This is a genomic window from Agromyces sp. NPDC127015, assembly GCF_042725165.1.
GTDB lineage: Bacteria > Actinomycetota > Actinomycetes > Actinomycetales > Microbacteriaceae > Agromyces > Agromyces chromiiresistens.
In genome coordinates this window covers 889,042-907,402 of record NZ_JBHXDI010000001.1, presented here as the reverse complement: position 1 = coordinate 907,402, position 18,361 = coordinate 889,042, and the positions used below count along the sequence as shown (strand labels likewise).

General features: G+C 70.1%; 18 protein-coding genes and 1 tRNA gene. 14 read left to right on the top strand and 5 right to left on the bottom strand.

Annotated features, from left to right (window positions below; all coding sequences use genetic code 11):
- Positions 1–11 precede the first annotated feature (11 nt).
- On the bottom strand, positions 12–1,556 hold the full coding sequence (locus tag ACFWGP_RS04245) for a DNA polymerase Y family protein (RefSeq protein ID WP_376930188.1): 1,545 nt from the start codon (positions 1,554–1,556) through the stop codon (positions 12–14).
- Complete coding sequence (locus tag ACFWGP_RS04240) at positions 1,553–2,314, bottom strand: hypothetical protein (protein ID WP_275505805.1); 762 nt, start codon at positions 2,312–2,314, stop codon at positions 1,553–1,555. The genes ACFWGP_RS04245 and ACFWGP_RS04240 overlap by 4 nt, the downstream gene beginning before the upstream one ends.
- Positions 2,315–2,392: 78 nt before the next feature.
- Between ACFWGP_RS04240 and ACFWGP_RS04235 the strand changes: the two genes are divergently transcribed.
- The 3 genes from ACFWGP_RS04235 to ACFWGP_RS04225 all read left to right on the top strand — a co-directional run bounded on the left by ACFWGP_RS04235 (position 2,393) and on the right by ACFWGP_RS04225 (position 4,306).
- On the top strand, positions 2,393–3,346 hold the full coding sequence (locus ACFWGP_RS04235) for an IS1595 family transposase (protein WP_275506794.1): 954 nt from the start codon (positions 2,393–2,395) through the stop codon (positions 3,344–3,346).
- Positions 3,347–3,635: 289 nt separating this feature from the next.
- A complete protein-coding gene (locus ACFWGP_RS04230; RefSeq protein ID WP_275506508.1) occupies positions 3,636–3,953 on the top strand; it encodes a hypothetical protein in 318 nt (105 codons plus the stop codon).
- Entirely contained in the window at positions 3,902–4,306 is a 405-nt protein-coding gene (locus ACFWGP_RS04225; RefSeq protein ID WP_275506507.1) for a hypothetical protein, read from the top strand. The genes ACFWGP_RS04230 and ACFWGP_RS04225 overlap by 52 nt, the downstream gene beginning before the upstream one ends.
- Positions 4,307–4,491: 185 nt before the next feature.
- Here the strand turns inward: ACFWGP_RS04225 and ACFWGP_RS04220 are convergent.
- Positions 4,492–4,576 (bottom strand) — tRNA-Leu (locus ACFWGP_RS04220).
- A 179-nt stretch (positions 4,577–4,755) separates the two neighbouring features.
- On the opposite strand from ACFWGP_RS04220, the gene ACFWGP_RS04215 reads away from it, so the two are divergent.
- The gene (locus ACFWGP_RS04215; protein WP_376930187.1) at positions 4,756–6,075 is read left to right on the top strand and encodes a M20/M25/M40 family metallo-hydrolase; all 1,320 of its coding nucleotides are present in this window, start codon (positions 4,756–4,758) and stop codon (positions 6,073–6,075) included.
- An 85-nt stretch (positions 6,076–6,160) separates the two neighbouring features.
- Positions 6,161–6,991 (top strand): undecaprenyl-diphosphate phosphatase, encoded by an 831-nt coding sequence (locus ACFWGP_RS04210; RefSeq protein ID WP_275505808.1) that lies wholly within the window; start codon positions 6,161–6,163, stop codon positions 6,989–6,991.
- A 72-nt stretch (positions 6,992–7,063) separates the two neighbouring features.
- On the opposite strand, the gene ACFWGP_RS04205 is transcribed toward ACFWGP_RS04210, so the two are convergent.
- Positions 7,064–7,969 carry a PAC2 family protein gene (locus ACFWGP_RS04205; protein ID WP_231431028.1) on the bottom strand — a complete coding sequence of 302 codons (906 nt, stop codon included), beginning with the start codon at positions 7,967–7,969 and terminating at the stop codon, positions 7,064–7,066.
- A gap of 75 nt (positions 7,970–8,044) precedes the next feature.
- Between ACFWGP_RS04205 and ACFWGP_RS04200 the strand changes: the two genes are divergently transcribed.
- From ACFWGP_RS04200 to lnt, 9 genes are all read left to right on the top strand, one after another.
- Positions 8,045–8,719: an HAD family hydrolase gene (locus tag ACFWGP_RS04200; RefSeq protein WP_376930186.1), complete on the top strand. Its 675-nt coding sequence runs from the start codon at positions 8,045–8,047 to the stop codon at positions 8,717–8,719.
- Entirely contained in the window at positions 8,716–9,768 is a 1,053-nt protein-coding gene (locus tag ACFWGP_RS04195) for a tRNA (adenine-N1)-methyltransferase (protein WP_376930185.1), read from the top strand. Before ACFWGP_RS04200 ends, ACFWGP_RS04195 begins: the two co-directional genes overlap by 4 nt.
- A 42-nt stretch (positions 9,769–9,810) precedes the next feature.
- Positions 9,811–10,740 carry a hypothetical protein gene (locus tag ACFWGP_RS04190; RefSeq protein ID WP_376930184.1) on the top strand — a complete coding sequence of 310 codons (930 nt, stop codon included), beginning with the start codon at positions 9,811–9,813 and terminating at the stop codon, positions 10,738–10,740.
- Between the two features lie 49 nt (positions 10,741–10,789).
- Positions 10,790–11,809 (top strand): YafY family protein, encoded by a 1,020-nt coding sequence (locus ACFWGP_RS04185; RefSeq protein ID WP_231431032.1) that lies wholly within the window; start codon positions 10,790–10,792, stop codon positions 11,807–11,809.
- Positions 11,806–12,798, top strand: a complete 993-nt coding sequence (locus ACFWGP_RS04180; RefSeq protein ID WP_231431033.1) for a YafY family protein — start codon at positions 11,806–11,808, stop codon at positions 12,796–12,798. The genes ACFWGP_RS04185 and ACFWGP_RS04180 overlap by 4 nt, the downstream gene beginning before the upstream one ends.
- Before the next feature lie 121 nt (positions 12,799–12,919).
- On the top strand, positions 12,920–13,138 hold the full coding sequence (gene tatA / locus ACFWGP_RS04175; RefSeq protein WP_231431034.1) for a twin-arginine translocase TatA/TatE family subunit: 219 nt from the start codon (positions 12,920–12,922) through the stop codon (positions 13,136–13,138).
- 50 nt (positions 13,139–13,188) lie between these two features.
- Positions 13,189–13,947, top strand: coding sequence for a twin-arginine translocase subunit TatC (gene tatC, locus ACFWGP_RS04170; protein WP_231432333.1), 759 nt, complete (start codon positions 13,189–13,191; stop codon positions 13,945–13,947).
- Positions 13,948–13,976: 29 nt separating this feature from the next.
- The gene (locus tag ACFWGP_RS04165) at positions 13,977–16,403 is read left to right on the top strand and encodes an RNA helicase (RefSeq protein ID WP_231431035.1); all 2,427 of its coding nucleotides are present in this window, start codon (positions 13,977–13,979) and stop codon (positions 16,401–16,403) included.
- 23 nt (positions 16,404–16,426) lie between these two features.
- Positions 16,427–17,983, top strand: a complete 1,557-nt coding sequence (gene lnt, locus ACFWGP_RS04160) for an apolipoprotein N-acyltransferase (protein ID WP_231431036.1) — start codon at positions 16,427–16,429, stop codon at positions 17,981–17,983.
- Here lnt and ACFWGP_RS04155 read toward each other — a convergent pair.
- Positions 17,980–18,345 (bottom strand): RNA polymerase-binding protein RbpA, encoded by a 366-nt coding sequence (locus ACFWGP_RS04155; protein ID WP_231431037.1) that lies wholly within the window; start codon positions 18,343–18,345, stop codon positions 17,980–17,982. The two genes, lnt and ACFWGP_RS04155, sit on opposite strands and share 4 nt — an antisense overlap.
- Positions 18,346–18,361: the final 16 nt, after the last annotated feature.

Below are 18,361 nucleotides of genomic sequence, written 5' to 3'. Positions count from 1 at the left end.
GCCTCTGCCCATCAGTCGTACCTCGCCTCGGCCCACCAGCCCTCGGCGTCGCGCACGAGGAGCCACGCGCAGCCGTCGTGGTCGACGAGCTGGAACCGGTGCACGCGCCGCGCACGCGCGTCGTCCCACCAGCGTTCGACGACCGGCCACGGGCCGGCCCACGCGCGTACCCGCGCCGGTGCGGTGCGGCCGACCGCGAAGGTCTCGGGCGGCGACGAGATCGCGCCGCGCTCATCGATCGCGACCGTGGCGCCGGCGGCGTCGAGCAGGGCGACCGGGTGCCGTTCGCGGAACACGCTCGCCGGCGCGAGCGCGGGCAGGCTGCCGGGCCACGGGGCCTCGCGCCGTTCGGGAGCCCGGTCGCCCCACGGTACGAGCACCTGCCGATCGGCGAGCATGCGCCCGCCGCCGACGGCCGCCGTGACGACCCCCTCGTGCCCGAGCATGCTCTGCACCCGGGTGAGCGCGTGGTGCACCCGCTCGTCGGGCCCCTGACCCCAGAGCCCCGCCTCGTGGTTCGCGGTGGAGTCGACCCGCTCGGGGATCACCCGCAGCGCGGTGATCGGCGAGGCGAGCCCGCTGTCGGCGGTGCCGGCTCCCTGCACCTGCCAGCGCACCCGGTCGACGACGTCGGCGGGCGTGAACCAGCGCGGATGCAGCCAGCTGCGACTCGATCGGCCGCCCCGCTCGTCGTCGAGTTCGACGCGGATCGCCGTGCACACGAGCCTGACCGCCCGCATGCGGTCGATGAACTCGTCGGCTCGCACTCGGAACGCGAATGCGAGCTGGTCGATGCGATCGAGCGGCGGTTCGAACTCGGCGAGCACCTCGAACTCGGGCGGCGGGGTTCGGGCCGCCACCCCGTTGGACTCGCGGCCGGCGGCCCGGTCGTGGGCGAACGCACCGGCGGCCCCGAACCGGCGGCGCACGTCGTCGGCCGGCAGCGCCGCGAAGTCGCCGAGCGTGCGAACCCCGAGCCGATTGAGCAGCACCCGGGTGCGTTCGTCGACGACGAGGCCGACGGGCAGCGGCGCGAGGAACTCGGCCGAGCCGCCCGGCGCCACGATGCCGATGTGCGGCGAGGAGCGCACCGCGCGTGCCGCCTGCTCGGCGGCGAACGGCCCGTCGGCGACGCCCACCCGCACCTCGGGGCCGAGCTGCCGTGCCGTGTCGAGCAGTGCCCGTGCCGCGGCGTCCTCGCCGCCGTAGTAGCGGGCCGGCCCCCGCGCCCGCATCGCGAGCGTGCCGGGGCGCACGACCTGCACCCCCGGCACCGCGTCTTCGACCCGTCGGACGACGGGTTCGAAGGCGCGCACGTCGAGGGCGGGATCGTACGGCAGCACGGTGAGCGCGGGGGAGCGGTACTGCGCCTCGCGGAGGCGCAGCCCGCGCGCCACGCCGTCGCGTCGTGCCGCCGCCGAGCAGGAGTGCACCGCACCGCCCTCGGTGAGGGCGATGGGCGCGTCGAGGTCGAGCCCCGCCTCGCGAGCCGCGGCGAACACGGGCCAGTCGGGGCACCAGAGCACGATCGCCCTCGTGGGGGAGGCCGGGTTCATGCCGGCCTCCGGAACTCGCCGTGGAGCACGGGGGCCAGCCCCGCCTCGGTGCCGGACGGGGGAGACCCGGCCGCATCTGCTGCACCCGGCCCCTCGTCCAGCGCCTCGAACCCGAGCGCGCGGTCGGGCAGCCGCAGCTTCGAACGACGCCGCTTCACGAAGCCGCCGCGGCCTGCAGCGCTCACGACGACCTCTCGCTCGTCGAGCAGGCCGTGGCCGGACTCGAGGCCGTGCCATTCGCTCGCCTCGACGTCGAGGCTCGCGTCACTGCCCGGCCAGGGGCCGGCGGCGATCAGCACGGCACCGCGCTCGCGCAGGCGGGCGGCGAGCCGGGATGCCTCGGCAGGGGCGACGCGCTCGGCCGGTCGCACTGCGACGATGGGAATGACGTCGGCGAGCGCCGCGACCACCGCGAACCACTGCCGCCCGGGCTCCGGCACGAGCACGAGCCGCTCGAGATCGATGCCGAACCGGGCCGCGGCCTCGACCCCGAACTCGGGCATGCCGACGACGGCCGCCCAGCGCCCGCTCGCCGAGGGGCCGGCCAGCAGCGCCATCACGAGGGTGGTCGACCCGTGCGCCTCGACGACGGTGCCCTCACGCAGGGTTCCGCCCGGCAGCAGCCCCGTGAAGGCCGGATGGGTCGGCACCGCCCGGGTCTCGAGCCGGGTCGACTGCATGCCGTGAATGCGCGCCTGCAACTCGTCGACCCGCTCGAGGCGGGCCGTCGACGAGGGGAGGGGAGCGGCCTGGGTCACCCTTCAAGTTTCGAACACATGTTCTGGGTATCTGTCTAGGTGAAGTAGGCTGTGTTTGTGGCCGAGTCTGCGCATCCGGTGGGCGGGGTTGACTATCCGCGGACATTCCAGGAGCTCCGCGAGTGGTTCCCTGACGATGCGGCGTGTCTGGCGTATCTCGCGCGGTTGCGTTGGCCGGACGGCTTCGTCTGCCCGGAGTGCCAGAGCCGGGAGTTCTGGTTCACCGGTGCGGGCTTGTGGATGTGCCGTTCCTGCTCGCGGCGCACCTCAGTGACGGCGGGCACGATCTTCCACCGCACTCGCACGCCGCTGTCGACGTGGTTCGCGGCCGTGTGGCTTGTGACGTCGCAGAAGAACGGGATGTCCGCGCAGAGCCTGCAACGAGTACTGGGCCTGAAGTCCTACGAGACCGCGTGGGCGTGGATGCACAAGCTCCGGCGTGCGATGGTGCGTCCGGATCGCGACCTGCTGCACGGCGTCGTCGAGGTGGACGAGACTTTCGTCGGCGGCGTCAGCGGCGGCCACTCCGGAGCCAGCACCGGGAAAGCGACCGTGATGGTGGCGGTCGAAAAGCCCGGCCCGGGCCGCAAGCTCGGCCGGATCCGGCTCGGACTCGCAGACCGGCCAAACACGCTCGGCCTCGTGACCTTTGCACAGAACACCGTCGCGAAGGGCTCGACAATCCACACCGACGGTGCGCGGATGATGCGCCGCCTCGGCGACCTGGGCTACACCCACGAGTACGCCACCGGGTACAACGCCCCTGACCCGGCGGCGGTGCTGCCTGGCGTGCACCTGACCGCGTCGCTCCTGAAACGCTGGCTGACCGGCACCCTGCACTACGGCGTCGCCGAGCACCAGCTGCCTTACTACCTCGACGAGTTCACGTTCCGATTCAACCGCCGCGACGCGACCAGCCGCGGGCTGCTGTTCTATCGGCTCCTCCAGCAAGCGGTGCAGACCGACCCGCACCCGCTCCACGATCTCCTCGACCCCGACTCGAACCCCTACTTCACTGACGCCTGGGGCTGACGGAGAGTTCTTTCCACATTCTCCAGCGAATGACTTCGTATCCCTCAGCCGAACGGCCATACTTCACCTACATGCAATAGCGATGTGATTGGAGCGTGGCTTGGATCAGGGAATGCGTGCTCGGAAGACCGTGCTTCTGGCATCGGCCATCCTCTGTGGTCTGGTAGTCGCGGGGTGCTCTACGGGTGCCGCCGCTGGGACGGCGACGCCGTCACCGACTGACGATGGGAAGCCAGCTGCGGCTGAGGGGGTACCTGTGGACTCCGCGATCGCGGCTACGTGCGCGACCGTGAGCACGATCGATACCACGCTCCACAACGCTCGCCAAGACCACTCCCACGGCACGATCACCGCCGAGCAATACCTCGCGCTCATCGAGTCCGCCTACACGGGCTATCGGTCGTTGACGGCATTTCCCGAGTCGCAGCGGGGCCTTCGCGATGAGTTCGAAGCGGTCGTCGAGTACATCGAAGCCAACCCGGACCCTGCGTCGGGCGCGAGATTCGACCCGACAGCCGCCGGATACTACGAGGCTCGGCTGCCGATCATGGAGGCGTGCGGGTCGAACCTCTCGGAGCTGGTGATTTTCTCCACGACAGGCGGCTGACCGACCCGATGATGAGCACGCCCAAGGATGATTACGGCGATCGGCACGTAGTAGGAGCGCCGGGCTGCCTCTTCATTTTCGGTGCAGCGCTACCCACTCTCTGGGCGATTTGGGTGATCATCCGGATCGGCGTCGCGAACTCCACGTTCTGGGGTCAGCGGACCGAGAATCCAACGTATCCACGGGACATGACAGAGCTTTGGGTGACGGCCGCGATCCTGACACTCACAGCAATCACGTTCATCGGGATGGAGCTGCGCTACTCAACCGCGCGGCGTGCGGGCACTGTGGTTCTCGCCGTCCTGACTGTTGCCGCGGCGATCGCCAACTGGATGATTCTGATGCTTCCGTAGCCGCGAAATCCGGGACCCAGTTGCTGATGAATCTGATCTGGAGTCGAGCCTCAGCATCTACTTCATCTAGACAGATACCCAGAACACATGTTCGAAACTGGCAAGTCGCCTCGGCCGAACGTCCGAAACCGTTCTGGAGAAACGCGAAAGGGCCGGATCTTCCGATCCGGCCCTTTCGACCCACGTGCGCGAGGGGGGACTTGAACCCCCACGCCCTATACGGGCACTAGCACCTCAAGCTAGCGCGTCTGCCAATTCCGCCACCCGCGCGTGGTTTCCGCTGATCGCTCAGCGGCCGTAGAAGACATTAGCACGGTTTGCGGAGCCCGATTGACCAAACCGCCACGACGAGGTCGACGACGCCTCGAAACCCCGGGTGAGCGGCAGGAAAACTCGCGATTCCGGGATCGCTGCGAGCACCGGTGGCCGTACCGACTAGCGTGGAGCGCATGGCCGAGGCATCCGCGACCCCAGACCCAGTGCTCGACGAGACCGCGGTGATCGCGCGCGACCTGATCCGGTTCGACACCTCCAACTACGGGAGCGGGCGGGCCAACGGCGAACGCGAGGCCGCGGAGTACGTCGAGGCCCGGCTCGCCGGCCTCGGACTCGCGCCCAGGATGTTCGAACCCGAGCCCCGGCGCACGAGCGTCGTGGCCCGCGTTCCCGGGCGCAATCCCGACAAGCCCGCCCTCGTCGTGCACGGCCACCTCGACGTCGTGCCCGCCGACGCCCGCAACTGGAGCGTCGACCCCTTCGCGGGCGAGATCCGCGACGGAATGCTCTGGGGTCGCGGCGCCGTCGACATGAAGGACATGGACGCCATGATGCTCGCCGCGCTCGGCGACATCCTCGGCAGCGGGGCCCAGCCCGAGCGCGACCTCGTCATCGCCTTCTTCGCCGACGAGGAGGCGGGCGGGGGAGCGGGCTCGGGCTGGCTCGTCGACCACCACCCCGAGCTCTTCGCCGGGGCCGCCGAGGCGATCAGCGAGGTCGGCGGCTATTCGATCACCGTCGGCGGTCGCCGGGCCTACCTGCTGCAGACGGGCGAGAAGTCGCTGCTCTGGATCAAGCTCGTCGCCCGCGGCGTCGCGGCGCACGGCTCGCGGCTCATCCGGGACAACGCGATCACGAAGCTCGCCGAGGCGGTCGCGACGCTCGGGCGCACCGAGTGGCCGATGCGCCTCACCGACACGACCCGCGAGCTCCTGGCCGAGATCGCCGCGGTGCTCGGCGTCGACCCCGAACAGGTGTCGCCCGACGAGCTCGCACTCGCGACCGGATCCGCGTCGGGATTCATCACGGCGACGCTGCGCACGACGTCGAACCCGACCCTCCTCGAGGCCGGCTACAAGCACAACGTGATCCCCGACCGCGCCGAGGCGCTCATCGACATCCGCACCCTCCCCGGCGAAGAGGAGGCGGTGCTCGCGGAGGTGCAGGCGCTCGTCGGCGACGACATCGAGATCGAGGTGGTGCACCGCGACGTCGGACTCGAGTCCGCGACGTCCGGATCGCTCGTGGATGCCGTCAAGCGCTCGCTCGAGACCCACGATCCCGGCGCGCCGGTCTTCCCCTACCTGCTCTCGGGCGGCACCGACAACAAGGCGCTCAGTCGCCTCGGCATCGCAGGCTACGGCTTCGCCCCGCTGCGCCTGCCCGAAGGCTTGGACTTCCCTGCGATGTTCCACGGCGTTGACGAGCGGGTGCCGCTCGACGCACTAGTCTTCGGTAGGCGGGTCCTTCGCGACCTGCTCCTCGAGTACTGACCGGCGAGTCGACGGCGCGGCGGCCCATCGGGCCACCCACGTCAGGCCAGCTGAGACCTCCGACTTCCGCGGAGGCGGAAGGCGGATGCACCACGTGATCGAAGCGCTCATCCTGGGATTCGTCCAGGGCCTCACCGAGTTCCTCCCGATCTCCTCGAGCGCCCACCTGCGCATCCTCGGCGAGTTCCTGCCGGGCGCGCAGGACCCGGGGGCGGCCTTCACCGCGATCACCCAGCTCGGCACCGAGACCGCGGTCGTCGTGTTCTTCTGGCGCGACATCGTGCGCATCGTGTCGCACTGGTTCGGCTCGTTCACCGGTCGCGTGCCCCGCAACGACCCCGACGCCCGCATGGGCTGGCTCATCATCATCGGCTCGATCCCCATCGTGGTGTTCGGCCTGCTCTTCCAGGACGAGATCGAGACGGTGCTCCGATCGCTCTGGATCACGGCGACGATGCTCGTCGTGTTCGGCATCATCCTCGGCCTGGCCGACTGGGCCGGAGCCAAGCGCCGCAAGCTCGACCAGTTGACGTACCCGCACGGCGTGCTCTTCGGACTCGCCCAGTCGTTGTCGCTCATCCCCGGCGTCTCGCGCTCGGGCGGCACGATCACGATGGGCCTGCTGCTCGGCTACGAACGCGCCGCAGCGGCCCGCTACGCCTTCCTGCTCGCGATCCCGGCCGTGTTCGGCAGCGGGCTGTTCCAGCTCGTCAAGAGCCTCGACGAGCCGTCGGTCTACAGTCCGCTCGAGACCGCGGCGGCGACGGTCGTCGCGTTCGTCGTGGCCATCCTCGTGATCGCGTTCTTCATGAGCTGGATCTCGAAGCACAGCTTCCTGCCGTTCGTGATCTACCGCATCGTGGTCGGCGGGCTGCTCTTCTTCCTGCTCGCGAACGGCACGCTGCAGCCGGTCTAGGTCGACGCCGGTCGTGGATGCCTCGACCGAGGCGTCCACGACGGCGTGATTCCGGCAGCGGGGAAGCAGCCGTCAGGGCGTCGCGGGACCGCGCCCGTCGGCACGGCCCTCGGGTCCGTCGCCGCGGCGACGGAGGTAGCGCTCGAACTCCTGCGCGATCGCCTCGCCGCTCGCCTCGGGGGCGTCGACCGCGTCGCGCGCCTGCTCGAGCTGGGCGATGTACCCGGCCATCTCCTCGTCGTCGGCGGCGAGGGCGTCGACCCCGGCCTCCCACGCCTGCGCCTCGGTCTCGAGGGTGCCGCGGGGGATCGACAGGCCGGTCAGCTCCTCGAGCTTGCCGAGCAGGGCGAGCACGGCCTTGGGCGACGGCGCGTTGTGCACGTAGTGGGGCACCGACGCCCACAGCGACACGGTCGGGATGCCGAGGCGCTCGGCCCGGTCGGCCAGCACGCTCAGGATGCCGACCGGCCCCTCGTAGGTCGAGCGCTCGACGCCGAGCGCCTCGCGCACCTCGGGGTTCTCGCTCGACGCGAACACGGTGAGCGGGCGCGTGTGCGGGGCGTCTGCGAGCATCGCCCCGAGCAGCACGACGCCGTCGATGTCGGCGGCGAGCGCGGCGTCGATGAGCTCGGCGGCGAAGCCCTTCCAGCTGCGGGCCGGCTCGGCTCCGATGAGCACGTGCAGGCCGGATGCCCCGGGGCCGGTCACCGGCTCGTCGACATCGGCCGGTCCGCTCGGACCGAGGATCGCGGCGCCCGGCCACTCGAGCCTGCGGACGCCGTCGTCGCCGACGACCACGGTCGGGCGGGTGAACTGGTAGTCGAAGTAGAGCTCTGGGTCGACGGCGGCGACCTCGACGAGGCCGAGCCGCTCGGCGAGCAGCTTGGCGGCGCCGCTCGCGGCCTCGCCCGCGTCGTTCCAGCCCTCGAAGGCGACGACGAGCAGCCTTCGGCCCTCGAATCCGGCCGGCTGAATCACTCCGTGTGCCCCGCTTCCCACCCCGGTCGTCCGGGTTCCCCTCCACAATAGGCCGTGCCCGTAGACTTGGGCGTTGTGACCTCACGCCTGCCTGCCGCCGTCCTCTGGGACATGGACGGAACCCTCGTCGACACCGAACGCTATTGGATGGCCGCCGAGGAGGAGCTGGTCGAAGCCTTCGGCGGCACCTGGACCCACGACGAGGCGCTGGCCCTCGTCGGCAGCGGCCTGTGGGAATCCGCCCGCGTCTTCCAGGCGAAGGGCGTCGACCTCGACGCCGACACCATCGTCCTGCGCCTCACGAATCGAGTGGCCGAGATGCTCGCCGAGCACGGCGTGCCCTGGCGGCCCGGCGCCCGGGAGCTGCTCCTCGCGTTGCGCGAGGCATCCGTGCCGACCGCGCTCGTGACCATGTCGCTGCGCTCGATGGCCGACGAGATCATCTCCGCGATCCCCTTCACGGCGTTCGACGCGATCGTGACGGGCGACTCGGTCGAGCATGCCAAGCCGCATCCCCAGCCGTACCTGCAGGCCGCGGCCGAGCTCGGCGTCGACATCGCCGACTGCGTCGCGTTCGAGGATTCGCCTGCCGGCCTCACCTCGGCCTACGACGCCGGCACCATCGCCGTCGGCGTGCCCAACATCCTCGAGCTCGACGACGTGTCGTCGACGGTGCTCTGGCCGACGCTCGAGGGCATGACGGTGGCCGATGTCGCGGCGCTCGTCGGCGAACGGGAGGCGACCAGATGACCACGAGTCGAGGCGAGCAGAGCGGGCCGTTCCGGGTCGGCGACCGCGTTCAGCTGACCGGCCCCAAGGGCCGGATGCACACCATCACGCTCGAGCCGGGCAAGCTCTTCCATTCCCACAAGGGGCCGATCGCGCACGACGACCTGATCGGCCTCCCCGACGGCTCGGTCGTCGCGAACCAGGTCGGGATCGAGTACCTCGCCCTTCGCCCGCTGCTCAGCGACTTCGTGATGTCGATGCCCCGTGGCGCCGCGATCGTCTACCCGAAGGACGCCGCGCAGATCCTCGCGCAGGCCGACATCTTCCCCGGCGCGACCGTCGTCGAGGCGGGCGTCGGCTCCGGCGCCCTCTCGCTCTGGCTGCTCCGCGCGATCGGGGAACGCGGCCGCCTGCACTCGTTCGAACGTCGCGAGGAGTTCGCCGACGTCGCCCGCGGCAACGTCGCGACCTTCCACGGTGCGGTGCCCGACAACTGGTCGATCACGCTCGGCGACCTCGCCGAGGCGCTGCCCGAGACCGTCGACGAGGGCTCGGTCGACCGGGTCGTGCTCGACATGCTCGCGCCGTGGGAGTGCATCGACGAGGTCTCCCGTGCGCTCAAGCCCGGCGGAGTGGTGCTCTGCTACATCGCCACCGTCACCCAGCTGTCGCGGGTCGCGGAGGCCATCCGCGCCACGGGCGAGTACACCGAACCGCAGTCCTCGGAGACGATGGTGCGCGGCTGGCACGTGCAGGGTCTCGCCGTGCGACCCGACCACCGGATGATCGCCCACACCGGGTTCCTCATCACGGCGCGCCGGCTCGCGCCCGGCACCGTCCTGCCCGAGCTCAAGCGACGTCCGTCGAAGACCGAGTTCAGCGACGAGGACGTCGAGGCGTGGACGCCGGGCGCCCTCGGCGAACGCCAGGTCAGCGCCAAGGCGCTGCGCAAGCGGGTTCGCGCGGCCGACGCCGCGGCACGGAAGTCCGCCGGTTCGGATGAGGCCGGTTCCGAGTCGGCCGGCGACCTCGAAGCCCCCGAGCAGGAGTCGCCCGTCTCGGACGAGTAGGCTTTCATCGCCCCTCAGCGACCCATGAAGAATCGAGGATCTGTGCGCTCGTCTCTCGCGCTCATCGCCACGGCCGCGCTCGTCGCCGTCGCGCTCTCCGGCTGCGCCACCCAGGCACCCGCGCCCGAGGCCGCGCCGGGCAACTCGTCGTCGACGATCGACGTGACCGGCGACTTCGGCGAGACCCCTGAGGTTGAGTTCCCGACGCCGCTGGCGCCGGAGGAGACCGAATGCACCGAAGTCATCGAAGGGGAGGGACCGCTGATTCAGTCAGGCCAGCCCGTCGCGATCGGCTTCGCGATGTACAACGGTGCGACCGGAGAACTCCTGCAGTCGAACGGGTTCGGCGACCAACCGACGACGCCGGTGGTCGCTTCGGAGAAGGTCGTCTTTCCCGGCCTGGCGAAGGGCCTCACATGCGCCAGAGAGGGCTCGCGCGTCGCCATCGTAATGCCCCAGAAGGACGGCTTCGGCGAGAGCCCCGACGCATTGCAGCTCGGGCTCAACCCGGGAGACAGCCTCGTGCTCATCGTCGACGTGCACGAGGCGTTCCCCTCGCGCGCCGACGGTGCGCCCCAGCTGACCCGCGATGCCTTCCCCGCGGTGGTGCTCGCGCCGGACGGCCGCCCCGGAATCACGGTACCGAAGGCGGATCCGCCCAAGCAATCCGAGGTCGAGCTCTTGAAGAGCGGTTCGGGCACGGTCGTCGAGGACGGCGACCAGGTCGTGGTGCAGTTCACCGCGGTCGACTGGGACACGAACGAGGTTTCTGCGTCGACGTGGGAAGACGGTTCGCCGACCGGCGTCGTCGCCGGCGAGGGCGGCCAAGGGGGTCAGCTTCCCCCCGCGGTCACGAAGGAGCTCGTCGGCCAGAAGGCCGGATCGCAGATCGGCGTGATCGTGGCCCCCGAAGGTGACGATGCGAGCGGCTCGGCCCAGTTCTACGTCGTCGACATCCTCGGAGTCCTGTGACCGATCGCCGGCGCCCGAGCGGCGCCGGCGGTTCAGTATGATCGCTCGTGTGGCCGGAACAGAACCCAGTGGTGCAGCGAAGGTTCCGGTCGAGGACCGGCTGTTCAGCCTCGTCCTGGCGCTCGTCGCCACCGAGACCGGACTGCTGAAGTCCGAGATCCTCTCGACCGTCCGGGGCTACGCCGAACGCTACGACGCCTCGGGTTCGAACGCGAACCTCGAGCGCCAGTTCGAGCGCGACAAGGACGAGATCCGCGATCTCGGCATCCCGCTCGAGACGGTCGAGTCGCCCGATCGCCCAGGAGACAACCAGTCGCTGCGCTACCGCATCCCGAAGGGGCAGTACGAGCTCCCCGAGGCCGTGCGGTTCAGCCCCGACGAGCTGGCGCTGCTCGGCCTCGCCGCCGAGGTCTGGCGCGAGGCATCCGTGTCGGCCGATTCGCAGCGCGCGCTCACGAAGCTGCGCTCGCTGGGCATCGAGCCGCGCGACCCCGTCATCGGCTACGCACCGCGCCTGCGCGTGCGCGACGCCGCCTTCGAGCCGCTGCGTCAGGCGCTCGATCGCCGGCAGACCGTGCGCTTCCGGTACTTCAAGCCTGGCGAGCGCGAGCCGCGTGTGCGCACCGTCGACCCGCTCGCCGTCGTGCTGCACGAGGGCCGCTGGCACCTGCACGCCCGCGACCGCGATGTCGACGAGCCCCGCACGTTCCTGCTCTCCCGCATCGTCGGCGAGGTCCAGCCCGTCGCCGGTTCGACCTTCGATGCGCCGCCGCCCGGCATCCAGGACCGCGTGATCGCCGAACTCGACGCGCTGCGCCTCTCGAACGTCGCCGACCTGGCGGTCACCGCCGGCAGCGACGCCGAAGTCCGTCTCGGCAAGCGCGCCGTCGACGGCGACGAGGACGCGGGGGTCATCCGTCTCCACTACACCGACGAGGCGGTGCTCGCCGACGAGCTCGCCGCGTACGGGCCCGAGGTGCGCGTGCTCGGCCCGGCGTCGCTGCGGCAGGCGGTGCGCGATCGCCTGCGCCTCGTCGCCGACGCGCACCGCGGGAGGAGCGAACGATGAACGAGTCGCGACGCAAGCCGTTGAAGGCCTCCGACAAGCTGGTGTTCCTGCTCTCGCTCGTGCCGTACCTGCTCGAGCAGCAGGTCGTGGACGTGCCCGACGCCGCGGCCCACTTCGGCGTGACCGACGACGAGATCCGCGACGCCGTCCGACTCATCGCGACATCGGGGCTGCCGGGCGCCACCGGCACCTACCAGCCGAACGACCTGTTCGACATCGACTGGGACGCGTTCGAGGACGACGACGTCATCGTCATCGTGCACCACGTCGCGATCGACGACGCCCCGCGCCTCTCGGCGCGCGAGGCGGCCGCGCTCATCGCCGGACTGCAGTACCTCTCCGCACTGCCCGAGAACGCGGGGAGCGCCTCGCTCGGCGCCCTCATGCAGAAGCTCACCGCCGGCGCCTCGGCGGCACCGACGAGGCTCGCCGTCGCCGAGTCGGAGAGCGACGCGTCGCTCGCCGCGATCCGCGCGGCCGTCGCCGACGGACGGCAGCTCGAGTTCGACTACCGCAACGCGGTCGGGGTCGCGGGGCGTCGCCGGGTCGACCCCCTTCGCATCCTCTCGCAGGACGCCGACTGGTACCTGCAGGCCTACTGCCATACGCGCGAAGACGTCCGCAACTTCCGCGTCGACCGCATGAGCGACCTCGTGGTCTCCGACCTTCCGATCGGCGAGCATGCCGAGACCGTCGTGCCCGACACCCTCTTCCAGGGATCCGACAGCGACTTCGACGTCGTGGTCGATGCGCTCCCCGAAGCGCTGCCGCTCCTCGCCGACTATCTGGCCGATTCGAAGTCCGAGGAGGTCGACGGGCGACTCAGGGTCACCCTGCGACTGGCCCACGTGCACGGGCTCAAGCGGCTCGTCGCCGGACTTCCCGGGCTCGTCACCGTCGTCTCGCCCGCGGAGGCGCGGGCGGCGGTCGCCGGCTGGGCGACCGCCGGGCTCGCCGGATACGCTGACGACGAGGCATCCGGTCACTGAGTACGGATCGCCGCGTCGGACCCGACGGTCCGACCGGGGCATCCGTCCACAGCCGTGACCTCGCAGAAACCTCCGGCAGGTAGACTGTCGCCAACATCCCCCGAGAAACGGACGAAAACCTATGTGGCAAGGCTTCACCGGTTGGCACGCGCTGATCATCCTCGTGGTCATCCTGCTGCTGTTCGGCGCCCCCAAGCTTCCGGCGCTCGCCCGCAGCCTCGGGCAGTCGATGAAGATTCTCAAGACCGAGGTGCGCTCCGACAAGGGCGACGGCGACGCTGCCGCCGCCGGTGACGACACGCCGAAGTCCGAGGAGTCGGATTCCGGCAAGAGCGCCTGACACAGATGACCGCGGTGAAAGATCGCGGGGAGAAGAACCGCGAGAAGCGGATGTCTCTGGCCGCGCACCTCGTCGAGTTGCGCAAGCGCCTCTTCATCTCGGCGATCGCGATCGTCGTCGGCATGGTCGCCGGATGGGTGCTGACCGATCTCTACGTCTGGGACGCGATCCAGCAGCCGGTCGTGCGCGTCGCAGAGGCGCAGGGGCACAGCGCAGAGACCGCGATCGTCTTCCCGACGATCTCGAGCGCGTTCGACCTGCGCCTGCAGATCGCGTTCACCCTCGGCCTCGTGATCTCGAGCCCGGTGTGGCTGTATCAGATCTTCGCCTTCCTCGTACCGGGGCTCAATCAGAAGGAGCGCCGCTTCACGCTCGCGTTCTTCGCGACGGCGATCCCGCTCTTCTTCGCGGGCTGCGCGGCCGGCTGGTTCGTGCTGCCGAACATCGTCAAGCTCATGACGAGCTTCGTGCCAGAAGGGGCGATGTCGCTGCTGACGGCGAAGGAGTACATCGACTTCGTCCTGAAGCTCGTGATCGCGATCGGCGTCGCCTTCGTGGTACCGGTCTTCATCGTGCTGCTGAACTTCGCCGGCGTCATCAGCGCGGCGGCGATCATCAAGTCGTGGCGCGTCGCAATCCTCGTGATCGTGCTGTTCACCGCCATCGCGACGCCGTCGGCCGACGTGGTCTCGATGTTCATGCTCGCCATCCCGATGATCGTGCTGTACTTCGCCGCCTGGTTCATCGCGAACCTGCACGACAAGCGCGTCGCACGTCGCAACATCGCCGAGTTCGGCGAAGCGGTCTGAGGTTCGTCGCTGTCTAGGCTGGAGGGGTGATGAGCCTCTCGCCGGCCGAGCGCTACGCGCGGTCGCGCCAACAACGACGGCAGCCGCGGCTCGCCGACTTCGCCGCTTCGATGCGATTCGACCTCGACCCGTTCCAGGCGGCGGCCTGCGCGGCGCTCGACGAGGGGCGCAGCGTGCTCGTGGCCGCTCCGACGGGTGCGGGCAAGACCGTGGTCGCCGAGTTCGCCGTGCACCTCGCCATGCAGGAGCGCGGCGAGAAGGTCTTCTACACGACCCCGATCAAGGCGCTCTCGAACCAGAAGTACCAGGAGTTCTGCGACACCTGGGGGGCCGACCAGGTCGGGCTCCTGACGGGCGACACCAACGTGAACTCGGGCGCGCGCATCGTCGTCATGACGACCGAGGTGCTGCGCAACATGCTCTACGCCGACTCGCCGCTGCTCGACCGCCTCGCGTACGTCGTGATGGACGAGGTGCACTACCTCGCCGACCGGTTCCGCGGCGCCGTCTGGGAGGAGGTCATCATCCACCTCCCCGAGGAGGTGCGCCTCGTCTCGCTGAGCGCGACCGTGTCGAACGCGGAGGAGTTCGGCGACTGGCTCCAGGCGGTGCGCGGCGACACCGAGGTGATCGTCTCCGAAGACCGCCCGGTGCCGCTCGAACAGCACGTGCTCGTGCGTTCGAAGCTCGTCGAGCTGTTCGATTCGTCGGGCCAGGCCGCCACCCACCGGGTGAATCCCGAACTGAAGCAACTGGCGCGGGCCGGCGGCCGGTCGCTCGGGCAGCGTTCGGCCCGCGGGCGCCGGGGCGGCGATCGCGGCCGGTTCCACCAGGCCCAGCAGGGCGGTCGGCTCGATCGGCCCGAGGTCGTCGCGTTGCTGCAGGGCAAGAACCTGCTCCCCGCGATCGTGTTCATCTTCTCCCGTGCGGGCTGCGATCAGGCAGTACGCCAGGTGCTCCGCTCCGGCATCCGGCTCACCGCGGGACACGAGCGCGCCGAGATCCGCGCCATCGTCGAAGAACGGGCGAGGATGCTTCGCGACGAGGACCTCGCGGTGCTGGGGTACTGGGACTGGCTCGAAGGGCTCGAGCGCGGCGTCGCCGCGCACCACGCGGGCATGCTGCCGGCGTTCAAGGAGATCGTCGAGGAGCTCTTCCAGAAGAAGCTGCTGAAGGTCGTGTTCGCGACCGAGACGCTCGCTCTCGGCGTCAACATGCCGGCTCGTTCGGTGGTGCTCGAGAAGCTCGACAAGTTCAACGGCGAGGCCCGAGTACCGATCACTCCGGGGGAGTACACCCAGCTCACGGGCCGTGCCGGCCGGCGCGGTATCGACATCGAAGGCCACTCCGTCATCCAGTGGGTCGACGGCCTCGACCCCGAGTCGGTCGCGGCGCTCGCCTCCCGACGCAGCTATCCGCTCAACTCGAGCTTCCGTCCGACGTACAACATGGCGGTGAACCTGATCGACCAGTTCGGTCGTGAGCGCACCCGGCAGATCCTCGAGCTCTCGTTCGCGCAGTTCCAGGCCGACCGCGCGGTCGTCGACCTCGCCCGGACCCTGCGGAAGCAGGAGGAGTCGATGTCGGGCTACGACGAGGCGATGCGCTGCCATCTCGGCGACTTCGCCGAGTACGCGGGCATCCGCCGTGAGATCGGCCGGCTCGAGCGCCAGTCCTCGAAGGGCAACCCGACGCACGCCGAGCGCGAGCGGTTGCAGCGAGAGCTCGCCGACGCGCGCAAGCGCCTGCGCGCCCACCCCTGTCACGGCTGCGCCGAGCGCGAGTCGCACGCGCGCTGGGCGGAGCGGTGGTGGCGCCTCAAGCAGGAGCACGACGATCTCTCCCGGCAGATCCGCAGCCGGACGGGGCAGGTCGCCAAGCGGTTCGATCGGGTGTCCGAGGTGCTGACCGCGCTCGGCTATCTCGAGGTCGACGGCGACGGCCGCCTCGTCTCGACGTCGGCCGGACGCGTCCTCAAGCGGATCTACGGCGAACGCGACCTGCTCGTCGCCGAGTGCCTGCGCCTCGGGCTCTGGGACGGCCTCGACGTCGCGGGCATCGCCGCGATGGCCGCCTCCCTCGTCTACGAGCCCCGACGAGACGACCGCGGGGTCGAGTACCGGCTGCCGCGACGCGGCTTCCGCGAGGCGTTCGACAAGACGCTCGACGTGTGGAGCGCGCTCGACGACCTCGAACGCGATCATCGCCTGCCGTCGAGCGAGCAGCCGTCACCCGCGCTCGCCTCGGCGATGCACGGCTGGGCCCGGGGCGGTGCGCTCGCGGGCGTGCTCGAAGACACCGAGCTCGCGGCCGGCGACTTCGTGCGGCTCACGAAGCAGGTGATCGACCTGCTCGACCAGATCTCGATCGTCGCCGACGCCGAGCTCGCCGCCACGGCACGCTCCGCCATCGATGCGGTACGACGCGGTGTCGTCGCCTACGGCACGGTCGCCTGATCCGAGTCGCCTAGGCTGATCTGGTGCCATCCACCCCTGCACGACGCCTGCTTCCGCTGCCGCTGTGGGCAGCCGTCATCGTCGCCGCGGTCGGCGGATTCGTCTACGACCTCGGGTTCCCCGACGTGTCGGCCTGGCCCCTCGCGTTCGCGGGCATCGCGCTCGCCCTCCTGCCGCTCATCGGCCGAAGCGCGTGGAGCGCCGCGCTCGTCGGCTTCGTCTTCGGACTCGCCTTCTACCTGCCGCACGTCTCGTGGACCTCGCTCTACCTCGGGCCGATCCCGTGGCTCGCGCTCTCGATCTTCGAATCGTTCTTCATGGCCGGCGGCGCCGTGCTCATCGCGCTCGCGTACCGCTGGGTGCCGCGGGCGAGCGACTCGCGATGGACGAGGCTCGTCTGGCTGCCGCTGCTCGTGTCGGGGCTCTGGATCGTGCGCGAGACCGCCGCGGGCACGATGCCGTACGGCGGCTTCCCCTGGGGTCGCGCCGCGCTGAGCCAGTCGCAGAGTCCGTTCGCCGAGGTCGTCGCCTGGATCGGCTCGACCGGACTCGGATTCGTGATGGTCGCGCTGGTGGCCGGTGTCATCGAGTGGGTGCGCCTGCGGGGCTGGCGCGACCTGCGTACGGCCATCCCCGTCGTCGCGCTGCTGATCGTCGCGGTGATGGCTCCCGCCTTTCCGACGACCGCCTCGGGAGAGCTCCGGGTCGCGAGCGTGCAGGGCAACGGACCGTCCGGGTACTTCGACGAACGTCAGCCCGGCGACGTGCTCGCCGCACAGCTCGAGGCGACGGAGCCGATCCTCGACGAGGAGGGCATCGATGTCCTGCTCTGGCCGGAGGGCGGGTCCGACCTCGACCCCACGCGGAGCCCGGCGACCGCGGGGATCTTCGACACGCTCGGGCGTCGCCTCGACGCGCCGATCGTGTTGAACACGGTGACGACGCGGGGCGACGAGTTCTTCAACACGTCGATCCTCTGGCGCAGCGGCGAAGGCGCGGTCGACAGCTACGACAAGCGCCACCCCGTGCCCTTCGGCGAGTACATCCCCGATCGCTGGTTCTACGACGCGATCGTGCCCGACCTCACGGGGCTCGTGCAGCGGGGATACTCGCCCGGCGTGAACGCCCCCGTCTTCGACCTCGGCGACGCCGTCGCGGGTCTCGCGATCTGCTTCGACGTGATCTACGACGAGGTGATCTGGCAGGGAGCCCGTGACGGCGCCGAGCTCTACATGTTCCAGACGAACAATGCCGACTTCAGGGGAACCGACGAGAATCAGCAGCAGCTCGCGATCGCGCGACTCCGTGCGATCGAGACGGGTCGGTCCGTCGTGAACATCTCGACGGTCGGCACCAGCCAGGTGATCGATCCGTCGGGGCGCACGATCGACGCACTCCCGGCCTACGAGGCCGGGGCGATGGTCACCGACGTCGAACTGCGTCGCGGCTTGACGCCGTCGGTCGTGCTCGGCTCATGGGTGGCGATCGTGATCGTCGCCGGGGCGATCATCGGGCTCATCGCAGCCGGTGTCATGGCGCGACAGCGCACCGCGCGACCCGAACCCGTCGAGCAGGACTAGGCGCCGACCTTCTGGCCGCCGCGACGCGCGCGCAGGTACTGGAGGCGCTCCTCGAGCAGCTCTTCGAGTTCGGGGATGGTGCGACGCTCGAGCAGCATGTCCCAATGCGTGCGGGCGATCTTCTCACCCGATCGGTCGATCTCGACCGGCTTCGAGTCGACGAGCAGCACGGCCGAGGCACCGCAGTGGCGGCACTCCCACGTCTCGGGGATCTCGGCCTCGGTCGAGAAGACCATCGTCGTGTCACGGCCGCAGGTCTCGCACTGGTAGGTGTACTCGGCGCGGTCGGCGAACACCACGCCGTCTTCGCTCTGCAGGCTCTGCGCACCGATTCGCATGCCCCGAAGGCTCCGATCCGCCATGGCGTTCTCCTCTCGA

What these genes read in the sequence shown, in the direction of transcription:
- ACFWGP_RS04245 (WP_376930188.1), bottom strand. Translation starts at nt 1,556, where the DNA reads ATGAACCCGGCCTCCCCCACGAGGGCGATCGTGCTCTGGTGCCCCGAC.
- ACFWGP_RS04215 (WP_376930187.1), top strand. Translation starts at nt 4,756, where the DNA reads ATGGCCGAGGCATCCGCGACCCCAGACCCAGTGCTCGACGAGACCGCG.
- ACFWGP_RS04210 (WP_275505808.1), top strand. Translation starts at nt 6,161, where the DNA reads ATGCACCACGTGATCGAAGCGCTCATCCTGGGATTCGTCCAGGGCCTC.
- ACFWGP_RS04195 (WP_376930185.1), top strand. Translation starts at nt 8,716, where the DNA reads ATGACCACGAGTCGAGGCGAGCAGAGCGGGCCGTTCCGGGTCGGCGAC.
- ACFWGP_RS04180 (WP_231431033.1), top strand. Translation starts at nt 11,806, where the DNA reads ATGAACGAGTCGCGACGCAAGCCGTTGAAGGCCTCCGACAAGCTGGTG.
- tatA (WP_231431034.1), top strand. Translation starts at nt 12,920, where the DNA reads ATGTGGCAAGGCTTCACCGGTTGGCACGCGCTGATCATCCTCGTGGTC.
- tatC (WP_231432333.1), top strand. Translation starts at nt 13,189, where the DNA reads ATGTCTCTGGCCGCGCACCTCGTCGAGTTGCGCAAGCGCCTCTTCATC.
- ACFWGP_RS04165 (WP_231431035.1), top strand. Translation starts at nt 13,977, where the DNA reads ATGAGCCTCTCGCCGGCCGAGCGCTACGCGCGGTCGCGCCAACAACGA.
- ACFWGP_RS04155 (WP_231431037.1), bottom strand. Translation starts at nt 18,345, where the DNA reads ATGGCGGATCGGAGCCTTCGGGGCATGCGAATCGGTGCGCAGAGCCTG.